Origin of the sequence: Aeromonas sp. S15(2024) (genome assembly GCF_041402265.1) — a bacterium.
GTDB classification, from domain to species: domain Bacteria; phylum Pseudomonadota; class Gammaproteobacteria; order Enterobacterales; family Aeromonadaceae; genus Aeromonas; species Aeromonas dhakensis.
Map to the genome: position 1 here is coordinate 283,674 of NZ_JBGLQY010000002.1, position 11,877 is coordinate 295,550.

The 11,877-nt window shown below is 63.4% G+C and carries 10 protein-coding genes; 3 read left to right on the top strand and 7 right to left on the bottom strand.

Going from position 1 to position 11,877, the window contains the following annotated elements:
- Positions 1–78: 78 nt before the first annotated feature.
- The 3 genes from ACB033_RS05455 to ACB033_RS05465 are packed head-to-tail and all read right to left on the bottom strand — an operon-like array spanning position 79 to position 5,841.
- Positions 79–1,488 carry an efflux transporter outer membrane subunit gene (locus tag ACB033_RS05455; protein WP_139725894.1) on the bottom strand — a complete coding sequence of 470 codons (1,410 nt, stop codon included), beginning with the start codon at positions 1,486–1,488 and terminating at the stop codon, positions 79–81.
- Positions 1,481–4,630, bottom strand: coding sequence for an efflux RND transporter permease subunit (locus ACB033_RS05460; RefSeq protein WP_139725895.1), 3,150 nt, complete (start codon positions 4,628–4,630; stop codon positions 1,481–1,483). The genes ACB033_RS05455 and ACB033_RS05460 overlap by 8 nt, the downstream gene beginning before the upstream one ends.
- 17 nt (positions 4,631–4,647) lie before the next feature.
- Positions 4,648–5,841 carry an efflux RND transporter periplasmic adaptor subunit gene (locus ACB033_RS05465; RefSeq protein WP_139432862.1) on the bottom strand — a complete coding sequence of 398 codons (1,194 nt, stop codon included), beginning with the start codon at positions 5,839–5,841 and terminating at the stop codon, positions 4,648–4,650.
- A 143-nt stretch (positions 5,842–5,984) separates the two neighbouring features.
- Here ACB033_RS05465 and ACB033_RS05470 point away from each other — a divergent pair, with 143 nt between their 5' ends.
- The 3 genes from ACB033_RS05470 to ACB033_RS05480 all read left to right on the top strand — a co-directional run bounded on the left by ACB033_RS05470 (position 5,985) and on the right by ACB033_RS05480 (position 8,741).
- Entirely contained in the window at positions 5,985–6,626 is a 642-nt protein-coding gene (locus ACB033_RS05470) for a TetR family transcriptional regulator (protein WP_029305789.1), read from the top strand.
- Positions 6,627–6,863: 237 nt separating this feature from the next.
- Positions 6,864–7,367, top strand: coding sequence for a class I SAM-dependent methyltransferase (locus ACB033_RS05475; protein WP_193557976.1), 504 nt, complete (start codon positions 6,864–6,866; stop codon positions 7,365–7,367).
- Positions 7,368–7,562: 195 nt separating this feature from the next.
- On the top strand, positions 7,563–8,741 hold the full coding sequence (locus tag ACB033_RS05480; RefSeq protein ID WP_139725896.1) for a dicarboxylate/amino acid:cation symporter: 1,179 nt from the start codon (positions 7,563–7,565) through the stop codon (positions 8,739–8,741).
- 48 nt (positions 8,742–8,789) lie between these two features.
- Here ACB033_RS05480 and ACB033_RS05485 read toward each other — a convergent pair whose 3' ends face one another.
- From ACB033_RS05485 to scpB, 4 genes are all read right to left on the bottom strand, one after another.
- Complete coding sequence (locus ACB033_RS05485; RefSeq protein ID WP_043169768.1) at positions 8,790–9,158, bottom strand: glyoxalase superfamily protein; 369 nt, start codon at positions 9,156–9,158, stop codon at positions 8,790–8,792.
- Positions 9,159–9,271: 113 nt separating this feature from the next.
- Entirely contained in the window at positions 9,272–10,144 is an 873-nt protein-coding gene (gene tesB, locus ACB033_RS05490) for an acyl-CoA thioesterase II (protein ID WP_139725897.1), read from the bottom strand.
- A 189-nt stretch (positions 10,145–10,333) separates the two neighbouring features.
- On the bottom strand, positions 10,334–11,257 hold the full coding sequence (gene rluB / locus ACB033_RS05495) for a 23S rRNA pseudouridine(2605) synthase RluB (RefSeq protein WP_005302885.1): 924 nt from the start codon (positions 11,255–11,257) through the stop codon (positions 10,334–10,336).
- Complete coding sequence (scpB, locus tag ACB033_RS05500) at positions 11,250–11,846, bottom strand: SMC-Scp complex subunit ScpB (protein WP_017780785.1); 597 nt, start codon at positions 11,844–11,846, stop codon at positions 11,250–11,252. The genes rluB and scpB overlap by 8 nt, the downstream gene beginning before the upstream one ends.
- Positions 11,847–11,877: the final 31 nt, after the last annotated feature.

Sequence of the window (11,877 nt, forward strand, 5' to 3'; positions counted from 1 at the left end):
TGCAGCAAACAAACAGGGCGAACCTGATGGTTCGCCCTGTGACGGTAAGATAACGCAAGGAGGAAAGTGTGGCTACTGTCAGCTTTTTCCTTTGCCACCCTCGCCATCGGCAGCTTGCCAGCCACCGCCGACGGCCTTGTAGAGCGCGACCTGGTTGCTGAGCTGCGCCAGACGGGTAGTGATCAGCCCTTGTTTGGCGCTGAACAGCGAGCGTTGGGCATCGAGCCGGGTGAGATAACTGTCCACCCCCTTCTCGTAGCGTACCTCCGCCAGCTTGAAGTAGGTCTGACTCGCCTTCACCAACTCCTGCTGGGCCTGCAGTTGCTGCTGATAGTCAGCCTGGGCGCCGAGTGTATCTGCCACTTCCTTGAAGGCGGTCTGGATGCTCTTCTCGTAGCTCGCCACCGCCTGTTTGGTGCTCACCTCGGCCACATCCAGATCCGCGATGCGCTTGCCGCCGTCAAAGATCGGCAGATTGATCTGCGGCATGAAGGTCCAGGTACCGGTGCCACCGTCAAACAACCCGCTCAACTGATTGCTGGCGGTGCCCGCCGTCGCGGTCAGCGAGATGGTCGGGAAGAAGGCCGCACGGGCGGCGCCGATATTGGCATTGGCCGCCTTCAGGCTGTGCTCGGCCGCCAGGATGTCCGGGCGCTGTTGCAGCAGGCTGGAAGGGGCACCCACCGGGATGGCCGCCAGCTGCACCTCGGCCAGGGTCGCCGGCTCGGTCATCAGCGCGGGGACACCAGTCCCGAGCAGCAGCGCCAGGCCATTTCTGTCCTGTTTCACCTGCCGTTGATACTGGGCCAGGCTCACCTTGGCGTTCTCCAGCGCGGTACGGCCCTGAGCCAGCTCCATCTCGGAGGCGGCCCCCAGCCGGTACTTGTGCTCGGTCAGACCATAGCTCTCCTGCTCGGTGGCCAGGGTCGCCTCGCTCAGCGCCAGCAGTTCCTGATCCGCCAGCAGGGTGAGATAGGCGTTGGCCACCGAGGCCACCAGCGCGATCTGGGTGCTGCGCTGGGTCTCGATTTGCGCCAGATAGGTCTCCAGCGCCTGATCTTTCAGACTCTGGATCCGGCCGAACAGGTCCAGCTCGTAGGCGGTGATGCCGATGTTGGCGCCGTACTGGCTGCTGATGGTGCCCTGCCCCGTGCTGCTGAGATCGTCCGATCCCTGCTGGCGGGTACCCGAGCCATTGGCAGCCAGGGTCGGCAGCTGTGCCGCCCGCTGGATCCGGTATCTGGCCTCGTAGGCCTCCACGTTGAGGGCCGCGATGCGCAGATCCCGGTTGTTCTCGAGAGCCGTGGCGATCAACTGCTGCAGGGCGGGATCGAGGAACTGCTGGCGCCAGGAGGAGACGGCCGCCTCCCCTGCCGGGTTGCTCTGCCAGGTGGCGCCTTGTGGCAGCTCGGGGCGCTGGTAATCGGGGGCCATGGAACAGCCCCCCAACAGAAGAGTAACGCTCAAGGCGATCAGGGTCTTAGTCATGTTTGATCTCCTCGGCATGGGCCAGACGCGCTTGCTTGGTGCTGTGCTTGGTGAAATAGCGCATCACCAGCACGAAGAACAGCGGCACAAAGAAGATGGCCAGCACGGTGGCACTGATCATCCCCCCCATCACGCCGGTACCGATGGCGTTTCGGCTGCTGGCGCCGGCGCCGGTACTGATCACCAGCGGCAATACGCCGAGGATGAAGGCGAGCGAGGTCATCAGGATCGGACGCAGACGCAGGCGCGCCGCCTCCACCACGGCTTCGCTCAGCCCCATGCCCCTGTCATAGAGCTCTTTGGCAAATTCCACGATCAGAATCGCGTTCTTGGCCGACAGCCCTATGGTGGTGAGCAGGCCCACCTGGAAGTAGACATCGTTCTCCAGCCCACGCAGGGTGGCGGCCACAATGGCTCCCAGCACTCCGAGCGGTACCACCAGCATCACCGAGAACGGAATGCTCCAGCTCTCGTAGAGGGCGGCCAGACAGAGGAACACCACCAGCAGCGAGATGGCGTAGAGGGCCGGCGCCTGAGAGCCCGCCTGCCGCTCCTGATAGGAGAGACCGGTCCACTCGATGCCGATGCCTTCCGGCAGCAGCTTCACCATCTGCTCGATGGCGGCCATGGCGTCACCGGTACTCTTGCCCGGTGCCGCCTCCCCAACGATCTCCATCGCCGGCACGCCGTTGTAACGTTCCAGCCGTGGCGAGCCGAAGCTCCAGTCGGTGCTGGCAAAGGCGGAGAAGGGCACCATTTGACCGGCGCTGTTGCGCACGTACCAGAGCTTGAGATCTTCCGGGTTCATCCGGAAGGGGGCATCCGCCTGCAGGTAGACCTTCTTGACCCTGCCTCTGTCGACAAAGTCGTTCACATAGGCAGAACCCCAGGCACTGGAGAGCGTGCTGTTGATGTCGCTGATGGAGAGCCCCTGCGCCAGCGCCTTCTCGTAGTCGATCTTGATGTCGAGCTGGGGGGTGTCTTCCATCCCGTTCGGGCGCACCCGCACCAGGTTGGGATCCTGCGCTGCCATGCCGAGCAGCTGGTTGCGCGCCGCCATCAGCTTGTCGTGGCCCACGCCGGCCCGATCCTGCAGATAGAAGTCAAAGCCGGTGGCCGTCCCGAGCTCCGGGATCGGAGGCAGGTTGAAGGCGAACACCTGGGCTTCCTTGATGCTGAACAGGTAGCCCATAGCGCGGCCGATGATGGCATTGGCGCTGCGATCCGGCGTGTTGCGCTCTTTCCAGTCTTTCAGCTTGATGAAGGCCATGCCGCTGTTCTGACCGCTACCGGCAAAGCTGAAGCCCGCCACCGTCAGCACGGAGTCGACGTTATCCTTCTCGTTCTTCATGAAGTAGTCGCGCATGTCGGCCAGCACCACCTCGGTGCGCTGCTTGGTCGCCCCGACCGGCAGTTGCACCATGGACATGATGACCCCCTGATCCTCTTCCGGCAGGAAGGAGGTGGGCATGCGCATGAACAGGATGGCCAGTACCGCCAGCATGGCGGCATAGATGATGCCGTAGCGGACCCCTTGCTTGACCACCTTGCGCACCCCGCTCTGGTAGCGGTTGGCGCTGGCGTCGAAGGCCCGGTTGAACCAGCCGAAGAAACCGCGCTTGGCACCGAACTCGCCATGCTTGATGGGCTTGAGCAGGGTGGCGCACAGGGCCGGGGTCAGGATCAGCGCCACCAGCACCGACAGCACCATGGCCGAAACGATGGTGAGGGAGAACTGGCGATAGATGGCACCGGTGGAGCCGCCGAAGAAGGCCATCGGCACGAACACCGCCGAGAGCACCAGGGCGATCCCCACCAGGGCGCCGGTGATCTGGGTCATCGACTTGCGGGTCGCCTCGAGCGGAGAGAGATCCTCCTCGCTCATCAGGCGCTCCACGTTCTCCACCACCACGATGGCGTCATCCACCAGCAGGCCGATGGCCAGCACCAGACCGAACATGGTCAGGGTGTTGATGGAGAAGCCGAACGCCGCCATGACGCCGAAGGTCCCCAGCAACACCACGGGCACGGCGATGGTCGGGATCAGGGTGGCGCGGAAGTTCTGCAGGAACAGATACATCACGCAGAACACCAGGAAGATCGCCTCCACCAGGGTCTGCACCACCTCCTCGATGGAGATCTTCACGAACGGCGTGGTGTCGTACGGGTAGACGATCTCCATGTTGGCCGGGAAGTAGGCGGAGAGCTCGCCCAGCTTGCCACGCACCTTCTCGGCGGTATCCAGCGCGTTGGCACCGGTCGCCAGCTTGATGGCCACCGCCGCGGTGGGTTGCCCATTGTAGAGCGCCTCGGCATCGTAGCTTTCACCGGCCAGCTCGACCCGGGCCACGTCTTTGAGCCGTACCTTGGAACCGTCCTGGTTCACCCGCAGCAGGATGTCGTTGAACTGCGCCACGGTGGAGAGCCGGGTCTGCCCCATGATGGTGGCGGTGAACTGCTGATCGGTCACCGCCGGGGTGCCCCCCAGCTTGCCGAAGGCTACCTGGGTGTTTTGCGCCTTGATGGCGGTCTGCACATCCCCCGGGGTCATCTGCACCCGGTTGAGCTTGTTGGGATCGAGCCAGACCCGCATGGAGTACTGGCTGCCGAACAAGGTGATGTCCCCTACCCCGTCCAGACGGCTGAGCGGCTCCTTGATGTTGGCCACCACATAGTCAGCCAGGTCATCGTTGGTCATGGCGCCATCTTTGGAGATGAAGGCGGCCACCATCAGGAAGCTGCTGGAGGTCTTCTGGACCCGGATCCCCTGCTGCTGCACCTCTTGCGGCAACAGCGACATGGCTTGCTGCAGCTTGTTCTGCACCTGTACCTGGGCGATGTCGGGGTCGGTTCCCGGCTGGAAGGTGAGGGTGACCGACACCCGGCCGGAGGAGTCCGACTGGGAGGACATGTAGAGCAGGTGATCCAGCCCGGTCATGTTCTGCTCGATGATCTGGGTCACCGAATCTTCCACCGTCTTGGCGGAGGCCCCCGGGTAGCTGGCGGAGATGCCCACGGCGGGCGGCGCAATGCTCGGATACTGGGCAACCGGCAGGCCTATGATGGCCAGGCTGCCCGCCAGCATGATCACCAGGGCGATCACCCAGGCGAAAATGGGTCTGTCTATGAAAAATCGTGCCATGAGGCGACTACTCCATCCTACTTGTTGACCGGGGCATTGGCCGGCGCCTGGGCAGACGGCGCAGCGGCGCCCTGTTCAGCCGGCGCCACGACAACCCCGGGTTTTACCTTTTGCAGGCCGGCGACGATCACCCGCTCACCCGCCTTGAGACCGGATTCCACCACCCAGTCACTGCCGACGATGCGGCCCAGCTGCACTTCACGCAGCTCCACCTTGTTGTCCGCCGTCACCACCATCACGGTGGCACCGCCTTTCGGGGTACGGGTCACCGCGGTCTGCGGCACCAACAGCCCTTCGGCGCGCTCGCCCTCCTGCAGGGTGGCACGCATGAACATACCCGGCAGCAGCAGCTGATGAGGGTTGGGGACGATCACCCGCAGGGTCACCATGCCGGTGGTCTCATCCACGGTCACATCGGAGAACTGCAGTGAGCCCTCTTCACCGTAGGTGGAGCCATCTTCCAGCTGGAAGCTCACCCGGGCGCCTTTTTGCTCGTCCTGGGTCAGCTTGCCGGCCGCCACCTGGCGCTTGAGGCGCAGCAGATCGGCGGTGGACTGGCGCACGTCCACATACATGGGATCGAGCTGCTGGATGGAGGTGAGGCTGTCGGCCTGCTGGGCCGTCACCAGCGCCCCCTCGGTCACCGCGGACTTGCCGATGCGGCCGCTGATGGGGGCCGTGATGCGGGTGTAGGCCAGGTTGATATTGGCGGTTTGCAGCGCCGCCTTGGCGGCACCGATTTCGGCCAGCTGCTGCTTCCAAGCCGCGTCGGCGTCGTCATACTCCTGGCTGCTGATGGCCTTCACCTTCACCAGCTCGGCATAGCGCTTGGCCTTGAGGCGGGCGCTCTGCTCGTTGGCCTGCGCCTTGGCCAGGTTGGCCTTGGCACTGGCCACCGCAGCCTGATAGACGGCGGGGTCGATCTGGTAGAGCAGCTGACCGGCCTTGACGTCGCTGCCCTCGGTAAAGAGGCGCTTGAGAATGATGCCGCTCACCTGGGGGCGCACCTCGGCGACCCGCAGCGGGGCGCTGCGGCCAGTCAGCTCGGTGGTGAGCTGCAACGGCGCCGTGTGCAGGGTGACGACATCCACCGCGGCCGGCGGCATCGCACCGGGTCCTTGCTGGGCGGGGCCCTGTTCGCCGCAAGCGGTCAGCAGACCGCTCGCCAGCAGCGCAAGGCCGACTGAACGTGCGAGAATATGTTTATGCATGAAAAACCTGAGCCTCTGTCTATCAATGAAAAACCACAGGGTTTATAGGACCCGGTTGGTAAAATTGGAAAGATGAGGCAATATACATACATTCATAAATGTATGTAAGTGACTTTTTTTACTTTTACAAGGTGCGCAGAGAGATGGCCAGAAGAACCAAAGAAGAGGCGCAGCAGACCCGCTGCCACATCATGAGTACGGCCCTGGATCTGTTCTGCTCACAAGGCCTGGCCAAGACCAGCCTGACCGACATCGCCAGGGCCGCCGAGCTGACCCGGGGCGCCATTTACTGGCATTTCAAGAACAAGGAAGAGCTGTTCGTCTCCCTCTGGGAGGAGCTCTGTCAGCCCCTCTCCCACCAGCTCGATGCCTGCGTCTCCGAGCAGGAGCCTGACCCCCTCGGCAAGCTGCGCAGCTTCCTCAAGGGGGTGATCATCAAGATAAGCACCGAGCCCGCCCATCAGCAGATGTTCACCATACTGTTCAACCTGGAGTCGCTGGAGGGAGAAGCCATCTCACTGCGCGAGCACATGCGCAGCCAGTCCAACAACTTCTTCCGGGATCTGGAGATTACCCTGGGCAATGCGGTGCGCCTCGGCCAGCTGCCGCAGGAGCTGGATCTGCAGCGGGCCGCCACCCTGCTGCACTGCACCCTGGATGGCTACATCATCAACTGGCTGCACTTCCCGGATCGCATCGACTTGCGCCAGGAGGCCGACTTTGTGCTGGACAACCTGTTCGCCCTGATCGCCCAGTCCGGCGGCCCGGCCACCCGCCGCACCTGACTCACAGCCGCTCAACACAGGTCCATCGGCCGGCGCAGACACTCCCCAGTTCCCTCCCCTTCCTTTGGCGCCCCGGCGCCAAATTGACTCAAATTTGCTATAGTCACGCCCCCGAAACAGAGTAGCGTCCCCGAAAAAGTGCCCGCCATGTCCCGTTCGTCTCCCCATTGCCCGCCGATGTCCCTTGCCACCCCCTCAGCCGACCCACTGTCCGTCGCGCGTCAGCAGTTTCTGGCCTTGCTCCATTGTGGTGCCCATCTGCTGGAGGCGGGCTGCGGCGAAGGCGACGATCTCTGCTTCTTTCGCCAGCAGGGGCTGGTGGTGACGGCCTTCGATGCCCGCCTGGCGCAGGCCAGAGTAGCGTCGCGGCGCAGCGGTCAGCCGGTGCGGGTCTGCCGCATCGATCAGCTGCGCAGCGTGGTGCCCTATGACGGCATCTGGGCGCGCGGGGCATTGCCGCTGCTCGCGGCCAGCGAGCTCAGCAACGCGCTGGCGCACCTGGCTGGCCTGCTCAAGCCTGCCGGGCCGCTCTACTGCGCCTTTCCCCACCCCAGTGGCCAGCCGGCCTCCAGCGACGGCACGCCTGAAGCCGCCTCTCCCTTAGCCGAAGATCGCCTCTCCCGACTCGATGAGGAGGACCTGCGCCGGCTCATAGCCCCGCTGCCGCTGCAACTGCAGCAGTGCTGGGAGAGCGAGCAGACGGATGGCCGCTGGCTGCACGCCCTGCTGCTTCGCAGCTGAAGGGCCGCACCAAATTAATCACCCGCAGCACTTCGCGCTCACCTGGTCAGTGGCTATCACCACCACGATCACATTTAACAATATTTAACTCGACATTAACGCACCTAAGACAGACATGATGCGGATTTTGTGTTAAAAAGCGGCATTAAAATCAAAATTAAATAACAAATCAGACACTAACACCTGGATTTACTTATGAAACTTGTCCTCAAACTGGTTGCCGGCATCCTCGCCGGTCTCTTGCTCGGTCTCTACGCCCCCGAATGGGTCGCACGCGTGCTGTTTACGGCCAAGACAGTCATAGGTCAGCTGATCACCTTCACCATTCCGCTCATCATCCTCTTCTTCATCATGAGCGGCATCGCCAGCCTGCCGAAGAACTCCGGCAAGCTGCTGGGCAAGACGGTCGCCCTCTCCTACTGCTCCACCATACTGGCCGGCCTGTTCGCCTTTACCGTGGCCAGCAACCTGATCCCGCGTCTGACCAGCGCCGCCGAGTCCACCGCCGAGAGCGCCATCAAGCTCACCTCCTACATCAATCTGGAGATCCCGCCGCTGTTCGGGGTGATGTCGGCACTGGCCGCCGCCTTCGTGTTCGGCATCGGCATCAGCGCCACCCAGGCCACCGATCTGCACCGGGTCGCCGATCAGGGCCGCGACATTATCGACCGCCTGCTGGCCAAGGTGATCATCCCGCTGCTGCCGTTCTACATCGCCGGCGTCTTCGTCGAGATGACGGTAGAAGGCACCGTGTTTGCCACCCTGAAGACCTTTGGCGTGGTGCTGGTGATGGCCATCATCATGCACTGGCTCTGGCTCTCCGTGCTGTTCGTTGGCACCGGTCTGGCCTTGGGCCGCTCCCCGGCCCAGCTCATCAAGAACATGCTGCCGGCCTACTTCACCGCCCTTGGCACCATGTCCAGCGCCGCCACCATCCCGGTCGCCCTGCAGGCCAGCAAGAACAACGGCGTGAGCGCCGGCATCGCCAACTTCACCGTGCCGCTGTGCGCCACCATTCACCTGTGTGGCTCCACCATCACCCTGGTGACCTGTGCCACCGCAGTGATGTTCCTCTCCGAGCATCTGGCCATTCCTGGCATCGGCACCATGCTGCCCTTCATCATGATGCTGGGTGTCATCATGATTGCCGCCCCGGGTGCCCCGGGTGGTGGCGTCATGTCCGCACTGGGCCTGCTCACCTCCATGCTGGGGTTCGGTGAGGCCTCCATCGCCCTGATGATCGCCCTCTACCTGGCCCAGGACAGCTTCGGTACCGCCTGCAACGTCACCGGCGACGGCGTCATCGCCCTGTGGGCCGACCGTTTCGCCCAGAGCGGCGAACCAGCCCTCAGCGCCGAGCAAGACGCGGCCTGATAGTGCAAGCAGATAAAAAAACGGGAGCCATCGGCTCCCGTCTTTTTATTAGGCGTTTTCTTCCGGCGGCAGCGGCTCGGTAAACACCAGCCGGTTACCGAAGGGATCCCGGACCTGTAGCTCGCGGCAGCCCCAGGGCATGGTCTCAATGGCGGGGTTCGCATAGGCATAACCCTTCGCCCGCCACTCGGCCAGCAATGCATCGAGCTTGTCGGTCGAGAGCCGCAGGGCCGCCCCCGGGCAGGCATCCCCGTGATGCTCGGAGAGGTGGATGATCCAGTCTCCCCGTGAGACCTGCAGGTAGAGCGGCATACCCGGGCCAAACCTGTGTTCCCAGTCGATGAGAAATCCCAGGTAATCGAGGTAGAAAGCGCGCAACTTGCCTTCATCGAAGCTGCGCAGGATGGGTATGATCATGATGTTTCTCCTCTGCCGTTTGGGTAGTCGGGGTAAAGCCCCAAAGTCTGACCTGCGCAAAACTGCGCAGGTCAGACACTATCATGGCGTTCCTCTTCGGCCATGTTGCCTGCTCATGGGTTACTGCCCCGGCGGCGGATCACCCCCTCCTGCGCTGTGCTCGCCACCAGCACCCCATCGCGGGTGAAAAACTGGCCACGCACCAGGCCACGACCGGCGCTGGCGCTCGGGCTGTCCACCACGTAGAGCAGCCAGTCGTCCAGCCGGAAATCCCGGTGGAACCACATGGAGTGGTCGATGGTGGCCACCTGCATGTCCGGCTCCCAGTACGACACCCCGTGGGGTTGCAGGGCGGTGAACAGGAAGTGGAAGTCGGAGGCGTAGGCCAGCAGGTATTTGTGCACCCGCTGATCGTCCGGCATCTGGCCATTGGCCTTGAACCAGACGTGGCGCACCGGCTCGTGCACGTCGGGGCGGATCGGGTCGACCAGGGTCACCGGGCGAATTTCGATGGGCTTCTCGCACATGATCTTGTCGCGCAGGGCGGGCGGGATCTGCTGCTCGTAGGGGCGCACCAGCTCCAGTTCGCTCTTGAGCTGCTCGGGGGGCGTGACCCCCGCCGGCATGGCGATCTGGTGTTCAAAGCCGTTCGCCTCGACCTGGAAGGAGGCGTTGAGATAGAAGATGGGCTTGCCGCCCTGAATGGCCTTGACCCGACGGGTGGAGACGGTCTGGCCGTCGCGGATGTTCTCCACGTCGTAGACGATGGGACGGTTGGCATCGCCGGGGCGCAGGAAGTAGGAGTGGAAGCTGTGCACCTGGCGATCGCTGGCCACCGTCTGCTTGGCGGCTGACAAGGCCTGCCCCATTACCTGTCCACCAAACACGGCCCGCAGACCGAGATCCTGGCTCTGGCCCCGAAACAGGCCCTCCTCGATTTTTTCGAGCGCCAGCAACGCCAGCAGCTCATCAAGTACCTTGCTCATTATTATCTCCTGTGTCAGTGCCGGAAGGCTAACAAGCCCGCCCCCGCCGGGCAACCACCCCGGCCTCCACCAGCCGCCTGCCTGGCCCCATTAATTCAGCAATCTTGCTCATTGAACAATAACGGACGCAGCAGGCGCCAACGAAAAGGCCCGCCGAAGAGGCGGGCCTTTTACAGTGCGACTGGGCGCTTACTTGCTGCCGGTGCCGGAGTTGCGGGTCGAGGCTTGCGGCTTGCGACGGGCGGTAGTGGCGCGGGCGCGCGGCTCCTTGCCCTGCATCTCCTTGTGACGCTTGACGGCGCGACGGATCTGGGCGGCCTGCTTGTGGCGGCTGGCCTTGCCATCCTGCTGCAGATCGACCTTGGACTCGGTCTCCGGCGGCAGGTTGACCAGGCCGCGCAGGTAGTTCACCTCGGGCAGTTTGAGCTCCTGCCAGCCGCCGCGCGGGATGCCGCGATCCAGCTTGACGTCGCCGTAGCGAATACGCATCAGGCGGCTCACCTGCACTTCCTGGGATTCCCACAGGCGGCGCACTTCACGGTTGCGACCCTCGGTCAGGGTAACGTTGAACCACTGGTTCAGACCCTCACCGCCGGCCGGCTTGATCTTGTTGAACTTGGCCATGCCGTCTTCCAGCTGCACGCCCTTGCGCAGGCGCTGCAGCATGGCTTCGGTGATCTCGCCAAACACGCGCACCGCGTATTCCCGCTCCACTTCATGGCTCGGGTGCATCAGCCGGTTGGCCAGCTCGCCGTCGGTGGTGAACAGCAACAGACCTGAGGTGTTGACGTCGAGGCGGCCGACCGCGATCCAGCGGGCCCCTTCCATCTTGGGCAGACGATCAAACACGGTGGGGCGACCTTCCGGATCGTGACGGGTACACATCTCCCCTTCCGGCTTGTGGTAAGCCAGCACGCGGCAGATCACTTCCTCTGCGGCGCGGGTCTTGACCTGGTGACCATCCACCCGGATCACGGCGTTCACTTCGACGCGATCCCCCAGTGTGGCGACCTTGCCATCCACACTGACCCGACCTGCGGTGATCAGGGCCTCCATCTCACGACGGGAGCCGTGACCCGCGCGGGCCAACACTTTTTGCAGTTTTTCACTCATCGGGGTTACCTGATTGTTGATCGCTGCCCGTCTCTGCCAACGTCAGAGTGGACAACGAGGGTTGCAGTTCGGGATCAAGCTCGGGGAGCTGCTCCAGACTCTGCAGATTAAAATAATCCAGAAATTCTCGGGTGGTGGCGAGCAGCTCCGGGCGACCCACCACCTCCTTGTGACCTATGCTGCGCACCCAGCCACGTTCTTTCAGGGTATTCACTATCTGGCTCGAGACCGCCACCCCACGGATGGCTTCGATCTCGGCCCGGGTGATGGGCTGACGATAGGCGATCAACGTCAGCGTCTCCATCACGGCGCGCGAATAGCGCGGGGCCCGCTCGCTCCAGAGCCGCGAGAGCTCCTCGGCGTACTCCTGGCGGGCCTGAAAGCGCCAGCCGGAGGCGACCTCCTTGAGCTCCACTCCCCGCTCGCTGTAATCCTGTTTGAGCTCCGCCAGCAACAGCTGCACGTAGCGGCTGGTGACCGGGTAGTCCGCCAGCACGCTGCTCTTGAGCTCGCTGACGTTGAGCGGGCGCCCGGCAACGAACAGCGCCGCTTCGATCAGCGTCTTGAGTCGTTCAGCCGGCAGCGCCATGGTTCGCTCCTCGCATTATCGGCCGCAGCCA

What these genes read in the sequence shown, in the direction of transcription:
- ACB033_RS05470 (WP_029305789.1), top strand. Translation starts at nt 5,985, where the DNA reads ATGGCCAGAAGAACCAAAGAAGAGGCGCAGCAGACCCGCTGCCACATC.
- ACB033_RS05485 (WP_043169768.1), bottom strand. Translation starts at nt 9,158, where the DNA reads ATGATCATACCCATCCTGCGCAGCTTCGATGAAGGCAAGTTGCGCGCT.
- scpB (WP_017780785.1), bottom strand. Translation starts at nt 11,846, where the DNA reads ATGGCGCTGCCGGCTGAACGACTCAAGACGCTGATCGAAGCGGCGCTG.
- ACB033_RS05465 (WP_139432862.1), bottom strand. Translation starts at nt 5,841, where the DNA reads ATGCATAAACATATTCTCGCACGTTCAGTCGGCCTTGCGCTGCTGGCG.
- tesB (WP_139725897.1), bottom strand. Translation starts at nt 10,144, where the DNA reads ATGAGCAAGGTACTTGATGAGCTGCTGGCGTTGCTGGCGCTCGAAAAA.
- rluB (WP_005302885.1), bottom strand. Translation starts at nt 11,257, where the DNA reads ATGAGTGAAAAACTGCAAAAAGTGTTGGCCCGCGCGGGTCACGGCTCC.
- ACB033_RS05455 (WP_139725894.1), bottom strand. Translation starts at nt 1,488, where the DNA reads ATGACTAAGACCCTGATCGCCTTGAGCGTTACTCTTCTGTTGGGGGGC.
- ACB033_RS05460 (WP_139725895.1), bottom strand. Translation starts at nt 4,630, where the DNA reads ATGGCACGATTTTTCATAGACAGACCCATTTTCGCCTGGGTGATCGCC.
- ACB033_RS05480 (WP_139725896.1), top strand. Translation starts at nt 7,563, where the DNA reads ATGAAACTTGTCCTCAAACTGGTTGCCGGCATCCTCGCCGGTCTCTTG.